This window comes from Flavobacterium fontis, from assembly GCF_900129405.1.
Taxonomy (GTDB): domain Bacteria; phylum Bacteroidota; class Bacteroidia; order Flavobacteriales; family Flavobacteriaceae; genus Flavobacterium; species Flavobacterium fontis.
In genome coordinates this window covers 17,197-36,468 of sequence record NZ_FQVQ01000013.1, presented here as the reverse complement: position 1 = coordinate 36,468, position 19,272 = coordinate 17,197, and the positions used below count along the sequence as shown (strand labels likewise).

The window sequence follows — 19,272 nt, the reverse complement described above, 5'->3', positions numbered from 1 at the left end:
GTTCTACAATCTGATTTCGTTGATCTTCGATCGTTAATCCCTAGTTTCCTTTGAATTCCGGTTTGCGTTTTTCGACAAAAGCGGCAACGCCTTCACGGTAATCGTTGGAGGAACTCGCTTCGATTTGCAAATCGCTTTCCATGGCCAATTGCTCTTGCAGGTTATTGATCATAGAACGGTTCAATAATTTTTTGGTAAGCGCCAAGGCATGTGTCGGCATGTCAGCTAACGTTACAGCAAGCTTTTGCACTTCTTCTTCGAACAAGGCCGTGGGGTAACATTTGTAGATCATTCCCATTTCATAGGCTTCGGTAGCGGACACTTTATCGCCGAGCATCATCAAAGCCGATGCTTTTTGAAATCCGATTAATCGGGGTAAGAAAAACGTTCCGGCACTGTCGGGCACCAAACCAATTTTACTGAAAGCTTGGATAAAGGCTGCCTGTTCGTTGGCAACCACAATATCACAGGCCAAAGCGATATTCGCTCCTGCTCCCGCAGCAACACCATTAACGGCAGCTACAATGGGTTTTTCGATAGCGCGAATACGTTCGATAATGGGATTATAATGTTCTTCTAAGATTTTTCGGAACCCCGGATTGAGTTCGGGTGTGGTCACTTCTTTCAAGTCTTGACCGGCGCAAAAGGCTTTTCCGTTTCCGGTAATGACGATGGCGCGCACCTCAGGATTTTGAGCCACCTCATCCAAAGCGGTTTGCATGGCGAGGGCCATTTCGCGGTTAAAGCTATTGAATACTTCGGGTCGGTTCAAGTGTAGGTACGCGACCTTGTTTTCAATCTTTTTTTCAATTGAATTTGTACTCATCGGTATATTGGTTAGTTGTAAGCGGACTTACGTTATGGTTTGTTATATAAACACCTGCAGCAACCGAAATTGTGCAGGTGAACTTTATTTTAAGCATTTAAAATAGTCGAAGGGTTCGTGACACGCCTCGCATTGAAACAAGGCTTTACAGGCGGTCGAACCAAACTGACTGACTAATCGGGTGTGGGTGGAACCGCATTGCGGGCACTTCACTATTTTTTTATTCCCAAGAAGCGCTTCCTTGTCGGCTTCCTCGGTTAGGGGCGCTGCGATGCCATAGGCTTCGAGTGCTTTTCGCCCGCGCTCGGTAATCCAATCGGTGGACCAAGCGGGAGCTAATATGAGTTTGACTTGGGCTTCGTACCCTTCTTTGGCGAAGGCCGCTTTGATATCATCGGCGATGGTATCCATGGCGGGGCAACCGCTGTAGGTGGGTGTAATTTTGATGAAAACGTCGCGCTCTTGCACCTCAACTTCACGCACTACGCCCATGTCCATAATGGAGAGGACAGGAATCTCGGGATCGGAAACCGACTCGAGAATCGCATTTATTTGCGGAGGTAGTGTTTTCATTTCTATTACCATATTCTTACCAAGTCATGTTGGGATAGGTGCGTTGCATGTACTGCATTTCGGTCAAGATGAATCCCATGTGTTCAGAATGGATACCTTCTTTACCTCCTTTTAAGAAGTACTTCAAATCGGGCACGGTTAAGGTCGCTTCCGTCAATAAGGCCGTGATTTCTTGGGTCCAAGCCGCTTTTAAAGCAGCAACATCCACCCCTACTCCTGCTTCCACCATGGCGGTATCGTCAGCGGTCATTAGGAACAACTCGTTGGTGAAAGTCCATAGATTGTCAAAGGCTTCTTGCATACGGTTATGACTCTCTTCAGTTCCGTCGCCCAAGCGTTTGATCCAATCGCCGGAGAAGCGCTTGTGGTAACTCACTTCTTTGATGCTTTTCTTCGCAATGGCTGCTAGTACTTCGTCGTTGCTGTTTTGTAATTGTTCCAACAACAACAGATGAAACACATCAAACATATATTGGCGTGCCATCACATACCCGAAATCGGTATTGGGTTGTTCTACCAACAAGACGTTTTTGTATTCGCGCTCTTTACGCAAAAAAGCCAGGGTATCTTCGGTAGCCTCCCCGCCTTGCAATTCGGCTGCATATTGATAATAGCTGCGCGTTTGCCCTAGCAGGTCCAAGGCGATATTGGTGGTGGCAATATCGGTTTCCAGACTGGGTCCGTGCCCACACAGTTCGCTTAAGCGTTGGCCAAGGATGAGTGCGTTGTCGGCGATACCCAGAATATAGTTGATTTTTGAATTGCTCATGTTTGTTTAGTCTTTAGACGTTAGACGTTGGACGTTAGACTTTTCTACAGACTAACGACTAATGTCTAATGTCTCATTCTACATATGCTTTAACTCATCCGGCAATTCATAGAATGTGGGATGACGGTACACTTTATCCAATGCCGGTTCGAAGGTTTCTCCGTTGTGTTCGGGATTGGAGGCGGTGATTTGGCTAGAGGGTACAACCCAAATGCTTACCCCTTCGCCACGGCGGGTATAGACATCGCGTGCATTTTCTAATGCCATGGTTGCATCGGTTGCGTGAAGGGAACCACAGTGGCGGTGTTCTAATCCGTTTTTGCTACGGATAAAGACTTCCCATAGAGGCCAATTGTTCATAAAATTATGAGTTATGAGTTATGAATTATGTGTTGTTACACTGCTTTTTCTAGGTTGCGTTGGGTTTGTTTTTCGGCATGGGCCATGGCGGCATCGCGTACCCAAGTTCCTTTTTCCCAGGCGGAACGACGGGCTTCTAAACGCAATTTGTTGCATTTTCCATGTCCGTTAACGACTTGCCAGAACTCTTCCCAATCGATTTCACCGAAGTCGTAATGTTTACGATCTTCGTTCCATTTTAGGTTCGCGTCTGGAATTTTTGCGCCCAAGATTTCGGCTTGCGGCACGGTTTGGTCCACAAACTGTTGACGAAGTTCGTCGTTGGTTTTGCGTTTCAATTTCCATTTCACGGATTGTTCGGTGTTCGGTGATTCGGCATCACGGGGTCCGAACATCATCAAAGACGGCCACCACCAGCGGTTTAAAGCATCTTGCACCATATCCTTTTGTTCTTGCGTTCCTTTGGACATGGTTAATAAGATCTCGTAGCCTTGTCGTTGGTGAAAACTTTCTTCTTTACAGATGCGAATCATGGCACGCGAATAGGGTCCGTAAGACGTTCCCATCAAGGCTACTTGATTCATGATAGCGGCACCGTCAACCAACCAACCGATGGCACCGATATCGGCCCATGTCAAGGAAGGATAGTTGAAAATGCTGGAATATTTTGCTTTACCCGTATGCAATTGCTCGTACATTTCGTCACGTGAAATGCCTAAAGTTTCTGCGGCGCTGTACAAGTACAAGCCGTGTCCGCCTTCATCTTGGATTTTGGCCAACAAGGCAACTTTACGACGCAAGGATGGCGCGCGGGTAATCCAATTGGCTTCGGGCAACATCCCAACGATTTCGGAGTGGGCGTGTTGCGAAATTTGACGAATGTGCGTTTGACGGTATTTCTCCGGCATCCAATCTTTGGGTTCAATTTTCTCGTCGTTATCGATGCGACGTTGAAACAATTCTTCTAAGTTTTTGATCTCTTTTTCTGACATCGTTGAATCCTTTTCGTTAGACAACTTGATGATCCCGAAGGCACATCGTTTTTTTTGTTTTTATGTTTTCCCTTTCGGGGATTTATTGTTTAAAATACGGTTCTTTTTTAGCCCCGATTGAGCCGGTATCCTCGCAGCGAAGCGGAGAGATAAAGGCGAAAGCGGGTCAGTATTCCCTTTGAAAACAAGGGTTCTTGCTCCAAAAAATTACACCCCAAAGTCCACTACCACTTTCTTGGAAGTTGGAACAGCCTGACAACTCAACGTATAGTTTTTGGCCAATTCGTCTTCTTCCAGCGAGTAGTTCAACTTCATTTCGACCGACCCTTCTTTGACGATGCAACGGCAGGTACTGCACACACCGCCTTTGCAGGCATAGGGCAAGTCGGCTCCCGCGGCAATCGCGCCATCGAGGATGTTATCAAAATCATCGCCCATCACAAAGTGGAATTCTTTACCGCCATCGATGATGGTAACTTCGGTTCCTTCGACTTTTTTCTCGACGATTTTACTAATGCGTTCTTTATCGGCATCGGAAATTCCGGTATTGAACAATTCGAAATGAATGTATTCTTTGGGCAATCCCGCAGCCATGAGTTCATCCCGCAACAAGTGAATCATTTCCTCGGGTCCACACAAGAAACAGTCGTGTGTATTGGGAATATCGATGATTCGCTTGGTAAGCGTTTGTATTTTTTCTTGGGTAAAACGACCGTTGAACAGCTCGGCGTGGCGGTGCTCTTTGGTCAAGAAATGGAAAATCTCAAAACGGTTGAAATAGGTGTTTTTCAATTGTTCAATTTCTTCTTTAAAGATAATGGATTTTACGCTACGATTCAGGTAAAACAGTTTAAATGTGCTGTGGGGTTCATTGGCCAAATGCGTTTTGATGATGGACAACATGGGTGTTATTCCGCTACCTGCTGCAAAAGCGATGTAATTTTTAGCCGCTTCTTTTTGTGTTTCCACATAAAACTTCCCATCGGGTGCCATCACTTCGATTTCGTCCCCCGCTTGCAATTGTTCGTTGACATAGGTCGAAAACAACCCGCCGGGAATTTGTTTCACCGCCACTTGCCATTTTTGTTCATGTGGTGCCGAACAAAGAGAATAGGAACGACGCACTTCTTGGCCGTTCAACTGCGTTTTGAACGTGAGGTGTTGGCCTTGTTTGAATTGGAAAGCCGGTTGGATTTCGGCAGGAATATCCAAGGTTACCACCGAACAATCTTTGGTTTCCTTGTAAATAGCAGCAACTTTTACCTTGTAAAACTGAACCATAATTTGCGAATCTAATTTAACTAACAATTGTTAGTTTACGATACAAATTTAGTGATTTTTTTAATGGGTTACGAAATCGTTGTAAATTTTTAACGTGCGTTTATTGTGATGCCGTTAAGTAAAACATTACGCATATCGTTACGCAAGGTGTTTTCGCTGAGGCTTTTGGTTTTGTTGTACCAAAGGTAGAGCGTGCGCAAGGTGGATAAAATAGAGAAGATAATGACTTCGGGATTATGGTGTTGGATTTCGCCGTTGCGAACGCCTTCTTTTACAATTTGACGAAAATTTTCCTCGTAATCGGTGCGCATTTTTAGGAAATATTTCAAATCGGCTTCTTGCTCCAAATGCATCCAATCGTTATTCAAACAAGCGAGTGCATCGGGATTGCGCAGGGTGATATCGATATGCAATTGGATAATGCGTTCGATTTTGGCAATTGCGGAAGCTTCACTTTGCTGTACTTCTTCCATTACAGTTGTAAATTCCTCGGCGATGGTGATCACGATGAGGACGAGAATTTCTTGTTTGGACTGAATGTGGTTGTACAAACTCGCTGCCTTGATATTCATGGCTTGGGCGATATCGCGTACGGTTACGGCGCTGTATCCTTTCTCTTTAAAGAGTCGGGCCGCGACGTTGATAATTTCCGTTTTGCGATCGGTGGGTTTCATGGGCATCAAATGTACACAATTTTGCGTTTGGTAACTTGAGTTACCTTGTGTGAGGAATGGGTCATTTACCTTTGGTCAAAAATAACTTTATGGGATTATTGAACATTTTTGGTTTTGGGAGTAAAGGAGAAAGTGCGAAAGAATTTATGGCAAAAGGCGCGGTGATCATTGACGTGCGCACCTATGAAGAATTTGCTTCGAGTCATATCAAAGGATCGAAAAACATTCCGCTTCAGGTTATCAACAATAAAGTTGCCGACATTAAAAAACTAAACAAACCCGTCATTGTATGCTGCCGTAGTGGTATGCGCAGTGCACAAGCCGCTTCACTCTTGAAAGCACAAGGTGTTGAAGTCATGAACGGCGGTGGCTGGGAACGATTGGAACGGGATTTGGGGTAGTATAAAAAGTCCCGAGTGATTCGGGACTTTATTTTATATCAACTTATTCGATTTGGCTTTCTGAATAGCTTCGAGTTTGTTGTGGACTTGCAACTTGGTGTAGATATTTTCCACATGTTTACGAATGGTACCTGCAGACAGGAAAAGGTTTTCAGCAATTGCGTTGTATTTCAAGCCTTTGCTCAATTGCTCGAGCACTTCAATTTCCCGTGTAGTCAAGGTTATTTCTTCCCGATTCACCGAATCATCAAAAGTAACGGGTTCGCGCAACAACTTGAGGGTTTTCATCGCTATCGAAGGCGTCATCGCTGCACCGCCGTTGAGGGTTTCAACGATACCGTTGTACAATTCTTGGGGATTGACTTCTTTCAAAAAATACCCATCGGCCCCAGCTTTGATGGATTTGAAAATGTTTTCATCATTATCAAATACCGTCAACATGATAATTTTGAGTTGGGGGTATTTATTTTTCACCGCTTCTGTGGCTTCAATACCGTTCATTTTAGGCATTTCAATATCCATTAAAATGAGATCGAGGTGGTGATTTTTCTCTAATTTTTCCAGTAACTCCATACCGTCAAACGCCCGAAATTTCACTTCGATATCCTCGAAAAAAGACAATTTATCGAGTATGGCTTTTTGCAAAAATGTATTATCATCGACTATGGCTACGCGTATCATAAACTTTTATTTAGCGTCAATTGAATAAGTGTTCCATCTTGTGGTTTGGAATGAATGGCAAAATTACCACCGATTTCTTCCATTCGTTTTTTCATATTTTGCAATCCATTACCCTGAAGGATTGATTCTTCGGAAAAACCGATTCCATTATCAGAAATACAAACCTGAATTTTATTATTTTCAAGACGCCCTTCCACCTGAATAGATTGTGCCGAAGCATATTTCAACGCATTGTTTACGGCTTCTTGAATGGAACGATAAAGGTTTATTCCTTCTAATGAGGTGAAATGAATAGTATTTAAATCATCCGTGAAGGTAAACTGAAACTTTACTTGCTCTTTAGCCAATTGGGCTTTTTCCATGAAATTCATCAAACGGGAACGCAATTCCTCCATACTGAAATTATCATTGTTCATTGCCCAAATGGTATCGCGTAATTCTTGAATGGTGGTTTTACTAAAGTCACTAATTTTGGTGAGTTGGGCACTCAATTTGGAATCGACAGTGGGAAAACCAAACTTTAAATTTTCAACCGTCGAAATAATAAAGGTGAGCTGTGCCCCGATGTTATCATGCAAATCACGGGAGATCGCAAGACGTTGCTCATGCAGTTGATTCTGACTCTCGATTAGCGCTCTAGCGGATTGCAATTCAAACTCTTGTTTCTGTTGTACATACTTAAGTCGCTGTTGGCGGTAAATCAAATAGCCTACGAGCCCTACAAAAAGTGTAATCAAAAACAAAATAATCAACCAAGTAGTTTTCTTTCGATTTTCAATCTCTTGTTGCAACAATTCTTTTTCTTTCTTTTCATTTTGGTACTTGGCTTCCAATTCATTGGTTGCTTTCAGTGTGAAATTTTCGAGGGCTTTATCTTTAGCATCCGTATATTTTTCGGTGTAATATATTACGCTATCGCCTAAATTTTCATGGGCATATACGGCCACCAACAACTGATATGTTTGCAAGGCATGATCTTTAAACTGCTGTTTTTCAAATAGGGGTTCGACTGATTTCAGAATAAACTTTGCTTCTTTGAATTTTCCTTGGGCAACTTCCTCTTTAGCGACTTTAAGTTTAGAAACCGCTTCATCCAAATCCGAGTTTAACCGTTGGCGAACTTCTAAAGACTTTTGATACAAGGCCAAGGCTTCTTGCGACTTTTTCTGATCGGCTTTGACACTACCAATATTACTCAAAGCAGTGGAAATTCCTTTGTTATTCCCGACGGCTTGGCAGGCCTTCAATGCTTTTTCATAGTAGCGAAGTGCCCCCGTTGTATCTTTCATTTTCAACAACACATTCCCCATATTGGTGCAGGAAACACAGAGTCCGTCATTGAGATTGTTTGTGGTTTCAAAGTCAATTTCCTCTTGAATGTATTTTTTAGCTTTGGGATAATCTTTTAATTTCAAAAGCACCAAACCGATATTTCCTTTGATGGTGAGGGTGTTTTTTTGATCGTTGATGGATTCAAAATAGGCCAAGGCCTCTAAAAAAGACTCCATTGATTTTTTATAGTCAAAGGTCCGCTCGTAGATATTCCCTAAGTTGTTTTGCACTTTGGCGATCCCTTTGGTGTCTTTACGTGCCTTTCGAATTTTCAAACATTTAAGGTAATTTTCCTTCGATTGTTGGTAATCGCCTTTACGAAAATGAACGGCTCCCACATCGCTATAGACTTGGGCAATCAAGGTCGAATCGCCTAATTTTTGTGCTTCTCGCAAGGCTTTTCCACCATAAACGAGTGCAGAATCGCTGGAAACATTGGAGTAATACCAGGTTAAATCCGAAAAAATTACCGCGGTGCGTTTCGCATCGGGATGGGATTGTAATTCTGTTTTAAGTTTGTCGATAAGTGCATTGACATCTTGTGCGGCTAGGTTCCATCCGAAACTCAAAAAAAAGAAGAGATAAAGCTTCTTAAACAGGGAGCTGTAGCAGGATTTGCGTACCATGGTTGGTTAGGGTTTTAATTTCTAGATTACCGCCGATCTCCTCCATCCGTTTCCGCATATTGTGCAATCCATTCCCAAAGTTAACATTTTCAAGGTCAAAACCTTTACCATTATCACGAATTTCAACATGAAGCCGCTGATTATCAAGAGTTGTTACCACGTGTATCTCGGTGGCTTGGGCATATTTTATAGCATTGTGAAGTGCTTCTTGAATGATACGATATAAATTAACTCCGGTCAAGGCTGAAAAAACGAGGGTAGAATTCGATTCGAGGAAGTTAAAATTAAAAGCAATACTATCGGACGTTTGTTTGGCTTGTTCGATAAAGTTCACCAAGCGCGCTTTCAAATCATGCATGGAAATATGCTCTTGATTCATTGCCCAGATGGTATCCCGAAGTTCGCGAATGGTGATTTTACTGAAGGTTGCAATTTTATCCAACTGATGTAAAAGCAAAGAATCTGTGAGACTGAATCCAAATTTTAAGGTTTCCACTGAAGATATAATGAAAGTAAGTTGCGCACCAATATTATCATGTAAATCACGGGAAATCGCTAAGCGTTGATCGTGCAATTGATTTTGGGTTTCAATTTTAGCAATTGCTTTTTCTAAGGCAAAGGCTTGTTGTTGTGCCCTATTTTTGAGTTGCTGTTGACGGTAGATCAAAAACCCAATTAACCCCATAGCTCCCAACAAAACAGAGGCCAATAACAACCATGTATTGCGTTCTTGGATGACAATTCGTTGCTCTAATAGTTCCTTTTCTTTTTCTTGTGTTTGGTAAAAAATTTCTAGCTCAGCAACTTTGTCTCGGGTTTCCTTTTGCGCGAGTCGTTGTTGGTAAGCTATGGCTTGTTGCAAATCTTGAGCCGAAGCCATTCCCATTTGATTGCGTTCAAACCACGAGGCTCGTTGCATATAAGCCGACTGTGCTAATTGAAGCAGTTGCTTTTGCGAAGCTATTTTGACTACCCAATCCAACAATCGTTTTGCCTTACTCATCTGCTGCTGTTGAAGGTACAAATCGGATAAGGTCAAATACGATTCACAAAGTCCAACGGTATCCCCCATGGATTGACGTATGGCTATGGCTTTTTCAAAATAGGGTTGTGCCTTATCCCATTTCTTTTGTAACAAATACAATCCCCCCAAATTATTTAGACTGTAAGGAATACCCGAGCGATCGCGAAACTTACTTTTCAAAGTCAATCCTTGGGTATAAAAAAAGTGAGCGCTATCCCATTGCCGTTGCATCTCTTTAAGAACGCCATAGTTATCATACAAGGCCATCAACGGTTGCTTTAGTTGGTGTGTTTCCGCAAGTCGTATTCCTTTTTGCATGTACCGCTCGGCTTCTTTGAGGTTGCGGCGCTTCATTCGATACCCAATTTCGCCCCACAAATAGGCTTGATAGTCCAGATTATTTTCTTGCTCAAAACCTTTCAATGCTACACGAGCGTATTGCAGTTCCAAGTCGTATTTGCCCAAATAGTAATAGAGTAAACTAGCATTGGCGTAGGCTTCCCATTGCCCCTTCGCATAGTTTATGTTCTGTGCTTTTTGAATGGCACTTTTATAATAGGGCAAAAGTTGCTTTGGATTTTTTATCTTTTGTTCAAACGATAAATGATTGAGCGAATCGATATATTTTCGGGTTTGTCCAAAATGCAAAAAAGGTCCTAAGGTAATACACAACCACCCTAGTACCTTAATTATTTTTTTTACTTGACCCCTATGACACATCATTTCGACTTGTTATTCGTTGCAACATCATTTTTTGAAGCTCCAAAATTTCTTCCCCGATTTGCCGCATTTCTTGTGTGTAGATCGATTGGTATGAACGCATGAGTTTGCTTTGTTCAAAAAGCAAAGCTTGACGGTCTTGTAAACGTATCATCAACGCTTGCAACGCTTGCATCTTTGAAGAATGATGGCGTCGCATTTGCTTCAATTGCCAACCCAATCGCACTACAAGTCCAACCCCAACAATCAATACCAACATCAAGAATTGTGTGACCATGACACCTCTTTTTTTAAAACCAAAGATGGGTCATTCTCCTTTTGTACACCATACGATAAAATTCGTATTTAGTGTTGCCAATTCCATAGGGCCTTCGGAATTGAGACGGACTTTAATAGCATTTGATTTTCGGTAGAAACGGAGTAAAGCAATTGCTCATGTTCCTCATCGTAAAAAGGGTGAACTTCATAGGATGCCGTATTTATAATGGGACCGAGATTTTTAGGCACGCTCCAATTTTTCCAAGTATCGTCCAATCGGTAACTCAGATATAGGTCGTGACTTCCAAAACCACTAAACCCATTGGAGGAGAATAGTAAGGTTTTTTGGTCTGATAATAATTGAGGGGAAGATTCATCGGCTGCACTATTGATAGCTTTACCCATATTTTGTAAAAGCCCAAATGTGCCGTCTTGTTTTTGAAAACTAACATATAAATCCGTACCGCCTTGGGTAAAATCGGTTTCTACTGCCATAATAAAAACCTTGCCGTCCGACGATAGGGTTGCATCGGCATAAGGTTCAAAATTGCTGTAGGCCGGAATTTTTATCGCACTAGAGAGTTGGTATCCTGTGTGGGTCTTTTGCCACAATTCAAATCCGGTTTCTTGCGTTCCAGTGTAAAACGGTTTTCCTCCTTTTAAAAGCAATTCATTGTTGGCAAACTCCACAAAGTTGTAGGCAGGATTCAAATTTAATTCCTTAGGATTTTCGTGTTTTTTCCATCGATCCTTATCCCATAAAAAGGTAAAAATTTGTTCACGATCTTCGGCGTAAGTGGTTACAAAAAGGGTGTTTCCAATCACACAAGGCACACTCCAAGACGATGACGCATCAACGGTTATTGGAGCCGAAATTTTGGTTAGTTCTGGAATGGTTTCAGGTTGAGGATCAATGGGAATCGTACTGTCCGAAATGGCAATAGCGTCAACTTGTTTTGCCCCAGGTAAAAGTGCAAAATTAAAAACCACTTTCACGGCTTTAATAGCAGCATGAGGTTGTTCCAAAAAAATACGTTCAACGCCGGGATTGACAATCTCTGGGGCTTGTTCTACTTTTCGTCGTTTGCGGCCAAAATAATACGCTCGGTCGGCGGCCAAGCTCTTTTTGTAAACAGGCGTTTGGTAATCGGGACGACGACTCCAAACGGTTTGAAAATCCTCTCCATCAGAGGAAACCGCCAAGGCAACAACGCAACCTGCATTTAAATTTTCAAAAATAGCGACTTGCTGCACCGTTTGGGCTTTTTCAAATGAAACGATGATCACCTCACGACCATCCAAAGCGTTTTTGGGCATCCATGCATTGGGACTGAAGCCACCCTGAGGATAAACATCGGGTTTACCCAGCAATCGTTTAATCCCAAATTGTTTTCCACCCAAATCTGAAGAGTATTTGAGGAGTTGATGGGCATACTGAACTTGCTGTGCTAGCATCGTGGTGGCCCCAAAAAACAAAAAAATGAATCGAAATAGCATTGCATTAGTTTTTAAAAAAAGGCTGCAACAAAGTGTTACAGCCCTGGCAACAAAGCATAATAACCTCTAATTATTAACTTTGATTTTTTCAACTTTACGACCTTTAAAAGCGAAGATATACTCCCCATCATCGGTGATATCAATACCACTACCATACTGTGGACTTCCCCCTTTCCCCTTAGATTGTACTGAACCTTTGGTTTCGCCATTTTCCATATTAATACCGTAGATAATATTTTTGCTATTTCGTTGGTCACGCAGATAATAGTTCCCTCCTATCTCATAAAAGAAATCTACACCGCGTATCTTTTCGGAGGCATAAACACGCTTTCCGTCTTTCTTGTAGTACGCCGCCAAGCCTTTTTCGGATAACACAACCACTTTATCGCCAAAATCAATTACATCAGTGGCTTTTCCTACTTTTGCGTCATTATGCTTGACATCAAATAATTGGTTTCCACTCCCGATTTCATAACCATAAAACTCGTCTCCATCGCCTACAAAGGCTGTTTTTCCCTCTTGATCGATGATAATATCTGTAATTCTTTTGTCAAATCGTTCTGAACGCCAAGCGGTTTGTCCGTTGGCATCATCAATACATAACACGCCGTTTTTCTGGGCTTTATAATCCCAATAAATATAAGGAACCATTTGTCTATAAGTACCCCCCAATGGACTACTTTGTGTTTCCCAACGATATTCTTGTACTTGCACTTTTCCCCCAATTTGCAATAATATACGGTTACCAGATTTGTATAAATTTGGCATACTGAATGCCCCTGTTATTTTTTCAGAAGCCCACAACAATTTCCCCGAATTCAAATCGTGTTTTTCTATGTATTTGGTGCGATCTCGCGTACCAAACATAACTAGATATACTGCATCCTCAGTAAAAACAGGATCGGCAATGGTGCGGTAGTATTTTTTCATCGCTGAATTTGAAAACAACCCCTTACCGCCATCCATATCATTTTCATACACGGCTTCCCACAACTTTTGTCCCGTATTGATGTCATACACTTGTAACCCATTAAGATACATATACACTTTATCTCCTTTGATCCACAAATCCAAAATCGCTCTACGGGTCACAAGTTCTTTTTCCACGCTCCCTACAAAGGTGGCATCCCAAAGAATTTCACCATTGGCCGCGTTAATCTTTACCATTTGATTTTTAAATCCTGCAAACAATGCCCCCAAGGCGGTGGGTTTAAAGTTTACCATGATAATCTCATTGCGTTTGGCATCGTAAATATATTTTCCCACACCTCCTTTATACCGGTTGGTTTCCCAAACTTTCTCGCCTGTAGCGGCTTTAACCAAAATGACTGAATTGCGTTGCGAAATCAAAAAAGCATCCAACTCATTGATGTATTTTACAGTTTCCAATTCCCCTTGATCGGCCCCATCTTCTGATTTTGTTCCTTTAGGCATGAGATTCTGATATTCTTCTGAATTCCAAAGCTCCTTTCCCGAGGCCACATCAATCACCGCAACGCGATCGGTCCCCAATTTTCGTTCGTCAAATAAAAACAAATAACCGCCCTTTTCTTTCCAGATGACATATTGGTATTCACTTTTATTGGTTTTGTTGGTCGTAATTTTTTTATAGTCGCCACTCCAAATGATTCTCCCAGAATTATCCAAAACGGTAGCTGAATTATCGTCGGTTCCAAGAATATACGTCCCATCACCATCATTGACCGCCAAACGGGTGGCTTTATTGTCAAATTCAGATTCCCATACAGTAGCAAAACTTCCCGATTTTTTTCCTGCGGAACTTTTTCCTAATAACTTTCCAAATTGTGCATTTCCATAGTATCCACTTACGCTAAAAAGCAGAAGTAGACCAAGTGTGATTTTTTTCATGATTATTTTGTTAGAGGTTGATTAAAAGGTTATCGAGTAGCGAATTTTGTAGCGCTGCTGTTTTTGTAGCTTAAATTTAAACTTGTGCTCTAAGATGTACTTGGACATGAAGTTGATAAAATCGATATCGTTGATTTCACTATCGACTTTGAAAAAAGTAGCTACTTTCCCGCTTTGAATTACCCCAATATCAATGATCATAGTTCCTTTGGCATTGGGATACTTTTTCATTTTTCTACGAATAAAATCTTCTGATTGAAAAACCGCGTCTACTTCTTGAGTAACGGTTTCCATGACTTGTTCTTCATCGGTTAATACAGGGCGTTGCGCTTGCATCCCGGGAGCGATGAGTAACAAAAAAGTGAGTCCGATAATTATTTTTACGATTTTCATGCCTTGTAAATGAGTTAATTACAAGGCAAACTTAGGATAGTAAAACACAGTGAGAAATACGATAAAAATCGTATTTTAACATTTACTGTTCGAGAAGTATATCTGGAAAACGTTGTTTGAAGTTGGCGATCTTTTGTTCCAATTGGTGTTGAAATTGCGCCCAAGCTTGGGTATTTTGATGCTGTGGGCGATGGTGAAGTGCCCGTTTTATTTCGGCAAGTTCTTTCATTATTGGCTCGCAACTGCTCTCGATAGCGTGAGTTGAGAATCGCTCCCAAATGTAATCGATAGCCAAGGAATTGGGATGAATCATATCGGCAGCAAAAAAACGATAATCCCGTAACTCATCCATGACTATCTCATAGGCGGGAAAATAATAATCGTTCGTGCTTTGTTGCACGTTGTCAATGGCCTGCAATAAATTCCCTTTACTGATATGATTTTCTGTAAATCCATCTTTGGTATGACGTACGGGAGAAACCGTAAAAATAAATTGTAAGTTGGGATTAATTTGATGGATACAATCCTTTATTTTTTGGAGTGCAATCTGATTTTCCTCAGCACTTAGTAGCTTTTTTTCAAATTGGGAATTGGGAACTTTATGGCAATTCGCTACAACGTTTCCTTGATGGGTATACACCCAAGAAGTTCCCAAGGTAAAGATACAGTGGGTGGCTTTTTCTAAACAATCCCGAGTAGCTATTAATTGGGCATTCAAGTTCGCTAAATATGTACTGGCCTCGGTCGAACTCAAGGCAGAATGCACTTCATAGGATTGCCAGAGTTCGTTGTGAAAAAAAATATCTGCTTCCGTAAACGCTTGCTGCTGCACGATACGCGCTACCAAACGTTGCATGGAAATGGCATTAAAAATGATTCCAAACGGATTCGCATCACTGTCAAATCCATAATAGCGCAACTTCTCACTCATGTGTTCGGCAAAACACGACCCCATACTAAAGACCTTCGCCTGGTAACTAATTGGGGGTTCCAAAGGGATTACGGGAACATGGGTAAGCAATTGCATGGTTATTTTTTTTCAAAAATACGAATTCAAGGGTCAAAAAAAACCTCCCGTGAAAGGAGGCTCTTTGTTATTGGATAAATGTAATGGCTTTTTGCAAAGCTTCAGGAATTCCCGCAGCAAGCTTTCCTCCTGCTGTGGCAAAGAACGGCTGACCGCCCCCGCCGCCTTGGATGTATTTGCCCAACTCGCGAACTACTTGACCCGCATTCAAGCCTTTGCTGTCCACCAATTCTTTCGAAATATAGCAGGTTAGCATGGGTTTATCATCGGTTAGCGTGGCCAAAACCAGGAAGATATCAGTTTGATTTTGCCCCAATTCATAGGCCAAATCTTTGGCTCCGTTGGCATCCAAATCGACTTGAGTAGCTAAGAAACGAACGCCATTCACCGTTTGTAACTGCGCAGCTAGTTCGCCTTTCAAATTTTTAGCTTTGTCTTTTAATAACTGCTCGATTTGCTTTTTCAACTTGGCATTTTCATCCTGCAAACTCACCACGGCTTTCAACGCATCTTGCGGATTTTTCAAGGTTTCTTTGATTTGGGCCAAAGCGGCTTCTTGCTGGGCAAAGAAATCAGCAACGGCCGTTCCCGTAATCGCTTCAACACGACGGATTCCCGCAGCGACGGCGCCTTCAGATACAATTTTAAAATGCCAGATATCGGCAGTATTTTTTACATGGATTCCTCCGCACAATTCACGGCTTTCGCCAAATTCAATCATACGAACGGTATCGCCGTATTTTTCCCCAAATAAAGCCATAGCGCCTTTGGCCATCGCTTCTTGAATTGGCAAGTTACGGTATTCCACCAACGCCAATTGCTCGGCAATACGTGCATTGACAAAGTCTTCTACCTGACGAATCTCATCATCGGTGACTTTGGCAAAATGTGAAAAGTCGAAACGCAGATAATTGGGATTCACCAACGATCCTTTTTGTTCGACATGGGTTCCCAAAATAGTGCGCAAGGCCAAATGCATCAAGTGCGTTGCCGAGTGGTTTTTGGAAGTGGCAGTACGCAATTTGGTGTTTACTTTGGCCACGAAAACAGCATTTACATTCTCGGGTAATGATTTGGCAAAATGCAGTATCAGGTTGTTCTCTTTTTTGGTATCGATAATTTCAATGACTTCATTAGCCGAAACCAGCGTTCCTTTATCGCCTACTTGTCCCCCACCTTCTGGATAAAAAGGGGTGGCATCCAGCACAATTTGGTATAACAATCCGTCTTTTTTGGAATCCACTTTACGGATGCGGGTAATTTTTACTTCATTTTCGGTTTGGTCATACCCGACAAAGGTTTCTACATTGCCTTCGATTAAAACCTTCCAATCTTCGGTGGTCACCTCGGAGGCCGCGCGTGAACGGGCTTTTTGTTTAGCCAATTCCGCTTCAAACTCGGCTTCTTGATAGGTAAATCCTTTTTCTTTCAAAATCAGAGCCGTCAAATCTTTGGGGAACCCGAAAGTATCGTATAATTCAAACACTTTTTCTCCTTTGACCTCTGTTCCTTGGGTTTCGGCCACCACTTTATCGAGCAATTGCAACCCTTGTTCGAGGGTACGTAAAAAGGACGCTTCCTCTTCTTTGATGACATTGGTCACCAAATTGTGTTGGGCACGGATTTCGGGAAAGAATTCACCCATTTGATCGGCTAAAACCGCTACCAATTGGTGGATGAACGCTTCTTTTTGATTTAAAAAGGTAAAACCATAACGAATTGCGCGACGCAAAATACGACGAATCACATACCCCGCTCCGGTATTGGACGGCAACTGACCGTCGGCAATGGCAAAGGCTACAGCACGCACGTGATCTACAATGACACGAATGGCAATATTGATTTTATTTTGTTCTTCAGAAATCGATTTAATTTCGTTGGAGGTATATTTCAATCCGGTGATGCTTTCCACTTTGTGAATTAAAGGCGTAAAAACATCGGTATCGTAATTGGACGTGACGCCTTGCATGGCCATACACAAACGCTCGAAGCCCATTCCGGTATCGACGTGTTGCGCAGGTAATTTTTCCAATGACCCGTCGGCTTTGCGGTTGAATTCCATGAATACATTGTTCCAAATCTCCACCACTTGCGGATGATCGGCATTGACCAAACTACGACCTGAAACGGCTGCACGTTCGGCATCGGTACGTAAATCAATATGGATTTCAGAACAGGGTCCGCAGGGTCCTTGATCGCCCATTTCCCAAAAATTATCTTTTTTATTGCCGAGAATGATGCGGTCTTCCGACACGTACTGTTTCCAAATATCAAAGGCTTCTTGATCGAAGGGGACATTTTCAGCGGGGTTGCCCTCAAATACGGACACGTACAAACGGTCTTTATCCAGCTTTAAAACTTCGGTTAAAAATTCCCAAGCCCAGGCCAAGGCTTCCTTTTTGAAGTAATCGCCAAACGACCAGTTGCCCAGCATTTCAAACATGGTATGGTGGTAGGTGTCGAACCCAACATCTTCTAAGTCGTTGTGCTTCCCTGAAACGCGAAGGCATTTTTGGGTATCGGCGATACGGGGACTCTTGGGCGTGCCGTTGCCTAAAAAGAATTCTTTAAACTGCGCCATTCCCGAGTTGTTGAACATCAGGGTGGGATCGTCTTTTAAAACGATGGGCGCTGAAGGCACGATCAAGTGGTTTTTACTTTCAAAAAATTGGAGGTACGCTTTGCGAATGTCCTGCGATTTCATGGGCGAATTTCAATTGGTTTATGGTTTGGTTTTGGCAAACGGATATTCGATATAGCCCTGATACCGCCCTTGTTGGAGCTCTTGGGAGCATCGCGGACAAAGCGACGGGCGGTAGCAGGAGGAGGATGACATAGCACTCGGGGGTTTATGCTCCTGATAATCAAGCTACCACTAGGGAACTGCAACAAAATTTAGGTTTGCGCGAAACATTTCCTAAATTTGTTCGTATAACTAACGTTCGGCGTTTACCGCCACAAAAATAGTAAATAACCGCATGTCGAAGAAAGTAAAATATTATTATGATTCAGAGAGCTTGGCGTATCGCAAAATCAAGCCTAAAAAACGCACGAAAGTAGCGTATGCACTCTTGTTTCTGGTCGCTTCGGCATTGTTTGGTTTTTTGAGTTTTGTGGTGGTGATGAACACTTCGTACTTGGAAACGCCCAAGGATAAAATGATGAAACGGGAAATTGACAACATGAAAATCAGCTACTCGATTTTGAATAAAAAAATTGAGCAGTTGGATGCGGTGTTGACGAGTTTGGAAGAGCGGGACAACAATTTGTATCGGGTGTATTTTAATGCCAATCCGATTGCGCTTGCCGATCGCAGGGCGGGAATCATCACGCAGGATCGGTACCGCGAGTTGGAGGGGTTTAACAATTCGGACTTGGTTATCAATACCCACAAAAAAGTAGATGAGATTGCCAAAGCTTTGGTGGTGCAGTCGCGTTCGTTGGATGGGATTTTGAAAATGGCGAAAACCAAAGGGCGGTTGTTGGCTTCGATTCCGGCGATACAACCGGTGAAGAATGAGGACTTGAAGCAGATGGCCTCGGGATTTGGGTACCGATCGGATCCGTTTACCAAAGCGCGAAAAATGCATGAGGGTATGGACTTTACGGCGCGAACGGGAACTCCGATTTACGCTACAGGCGATGGTGTGGTAAAACGCGCCGATAACGGCTTATCGGGCTATGGAAACCATATACAAATCAACCACGGGTACGGTTACCTTACCCTATACGCCCACTTGAGCAAAATAAAAGTGCGCCCCGGACAGCGGGTAAAACGCGGCGATGTTATTGGATTTGTAGGCAGCACCGGACGAAGTGAAGCGCCCCATTTGCATTATGAAGTGCACAAAGGCGGGAAACCTGTGAATCCGATTAATTTTTATTACGGCAATATTTCGGCGGCAGAATATGTGGTCATTTCAAAAATTGCCAACCAAGAGAACCAATCGCTTGATTAACCAAATAAAC

The 19,272-nt window shown here is 42.5% G+C and carries 18 protein-coding genes; 2 read left to right on the top strand and 16 right to left on the bottom strand.

Annotation, left to right across the window (positions count from 1 at the left end; genetic code table 11):
• Nucleotides 1-40: 40 nt before the first annotated feature.
• The 7 genes from BUC17_RS10655 to BUC17_RS10625 all read right to left on the bottom strand — a co-directional run bounded on the left by BUC17_RS10655 (nt 41) and on the right by BUC17_RS10625 (nt 5,475).
• A complete protein-coding gene (locus BUC17_RS10655; protein ID WP_073364161.1) occupies nt 41-826 on the bottom strand; it encodes an enoyl-CoA hydratase-related protein in 786 nt (261 codons plus the stop codon).
• An 84-nt stretch (nt 827-910) separates the two neighbouring features.
• A complete protein-coding gene (paaD, locus tag BUC17_RS10650; RefSeq protein ID WP_234977708.1) occupies nt 911-1,399 on the bottom strand; it encodes a 1,2-phenylacetyl-CoA epoxidase subunit PaaD in 489 nt (162 codons plus the stop codon).
• A gap of 16 nt (nt 1,400-1,415) precedes the next feature.
• Nucleotides 1,416-2,168 (bottom strand): 1,2-phenylacetyl-CoA epoxidase subunit PaaC, encoded by a 753-nt coding sequence (gene paaC / locus BUC17_RS10645; RefSeq protein ID WP_073364159.1) that lies wholly within the window; start codon nt 2,166-2,168, stop codon nt 1,416-1,418.
• Between the two features lie 78 nt (nt 2,169-2,246).
• A complete protein-coding gene (gene paaB, locus BUC17_RS10640; protein WP_073364158.1) occupies nt 2,247-2,528 on the bottom strand; it encodes a 1,2-phenylacetyl-CoA epoxidase subunit PaaB in 282 nt (93 codons plus the stop codon).
• A gap of 35 nt (nt 2,529-2,563) precedes the next feature.
• Nucleotides 2,564-3,520, bottom strand: a complete 957-nt coding sequence (gene paaA / locus BUC17_RS10635; RefSeq protein WP_129461618.1) for a 1,2-phenylacetyl-CoA epoxidase subunit PaaA — start codon at nt 3,518-3,520, stop codon at nt 2,564-2,566.
• A 207-nt stretch (nt 3,521-3,727) separates the two neighbouring features.
• Entirely contained in the window at nt 3,728-4,801 is a 1,074-nt protein-coding gene (gene paaE / locus BUC17_RS10630; RefSeq protein WP_073364298.1) for a 1,2-phenylacetyl-CoA epoxidase subunit PaaE, read from the bottom strand.
• Between the two features lie 89 nt (nt 4,802-4,890).
• Nucleotides 4,891-5,475: a TetR/AcrR family transcriptional regulator gene (locus BUC17_RS10625; RefSeq protein ID WP_073364295.1), complete on the bottom strand. Its 585-nt coding sequence runs from the start codon at nt 5,473-5,475 to the stop codon at nt 4,891-4,893.
• A gap of 89 nt (nt 5,476-5,564) precedes the next feature.
• Here BUC17_RS10625 and BUC17_RS10620 point away from each other — a divergent pair, with 89 nt between their 5' ends.
• Complete coding sequence (locus BUC17_RS10620; protein WP_073364293.1) at nt 5,565-5,876, top strand: rhodanese-like domain-containing protein; 312 nt, start codon at nt 5,565-5,567, stop codon at nt 5,874-5,876.
• A gap of 33 nt (nt 5,877-5,909) precedes the next feature.
• Here BUC17_RS10620 and BUC17_RS10615 read toward each other — a convergent pair whose 3' ends face one another.
• The 9 genes from BUC17_RS10615 to alaS all read right to left on the bottom strand — a co-directional run bounded on the left by BUC17_RS10615 (nt 5,910) and on the right by alaS (nt 18,007).
• On the bottom strand, nt 5,910-6,557 hold the full coding sequence (locus BUC17_RS10615) for a response regulator transcription factor (protein ID WP_073364154.1): 648 nt from the start codon (nt 6,555-6,557) through the stop codon (nt 5,910-5,912).
• Entirely contained in the window at nt 6,554-8,515 is a 1,962-nt protein-coding gene (locus BUC17_RS10610; protein ID WP_073364151.1) for a tetratricopeptide repeat-containing sensor histidine kinase, read from the bottom strand. The genes BUC17_RS10615 and BUC17_RS10610 overlap by 4 nt, the downstream gene beginning before the upstream one ends.
• Entirely contained in the window at nt 8,481-10,262 is a 1,782-nt protein-coding gene (locus BUC17_RS10605) for a tetratricopeptide repeat-containing sensor histidine kinase (protein WP_083544919.1), read from the bottom strand. The genes BUC17_RS10610 and BUC17_RS10605 overlap by 35 nt, the downstream gene beginning before the upstream one ends.
• Nucleotides 10,249-10,536: a hypothetical protein gene (locus BUC17_RS10600; protein ID WP_073364146.1), complete on the bottom strand. Its 288-nt coding sequence runs from the start codon at nt 10,534-10,536 to the stop codon at nt 10,249-10,251. Before BUC17_RS10600 ends, BUC17_RS10605 begins: the two co-directional genes overlap by 14 nt.
• A 68-nt stretch (nt 10,537-10,604) precedes the next feature.
• Nucleotides 10,605-12,014, bottom strand: coding sequence for a hypothetical protein (locus tag BUC17_RS10595; RefSeq protein ID WP_073364143.1), 1,410 nt, complete (start codon nt 12,012-12,014; stop codon nt 10,605-10,607).
• 66 nt (nt 12,015-12,080) lie between these two features.
• Nucleotides 12,081-13,883 (bottom strand): outer membrane protein assembly factor BamB family protein, encoded by a 1,803-nt coding sequence (locus tag BUC17_RS10590; RefSeq protein WP_073364140.1) that lies wholly within the window; start codon nt 13,881-13,883, stop codon nt 12,081-12,083.
• Nucleotides 13,884-13,904: 21 nt separating this feature from the next.
• On the bottom strand, nt 13,905-14,276 hold the full coding sequence (locus BUC17_RS10585) for a hypothetical protein (protein ID WP_073364137.1): 372 nt from the start codon (nt 14,274-14,276) through the stop codon (nt 13,905-13,907).
• Between the two features lie 82 nt (nt 14,277-14,358).
• Entirely contained in the window at nt 14,359-15,303 is a 945-nt protein-coding gene (locus BUC17_RS10580) for a GSCFA domain-containing protein (protein WP_073364134.1), read from the bottom strand.
• 67 nt (nt 15,304-15,370) lie between these two features.
• Nucleotides 15,371-18,007 carry an alanine--tRNA ligase gene (alaS, locus tag BUC17_RS10575; RefSeq protein WP_073364131.1) on the bottom strand — a complete coding sequence of 879 codons (2,637 nt, stop codon included), beginning with the start codon at nt 18,005-18,007 and terminating at the stop codon, nt 15,371-15,373.
• 274 nt (nt 18,008-18,281) lie between these two features.
• On the opposite strand from alaS, the gene BUC17_RS10570 reads away from it, so the two are divergent.
• The gene (locus BUC17_RS10570; RefSeq protein WP_073364129.1) at nt 18,282-19,262 is read left to right on the top strand and encodes a M23 family metallopeptidase; all 981 of its coding nucleotides are present in this window, start codon (nt 18,282-18,284) and stop codon (nt 19,260-19,262) included.
• Nucleotides 19,263-19,272 lie beyond the last annotated feature (10 nt).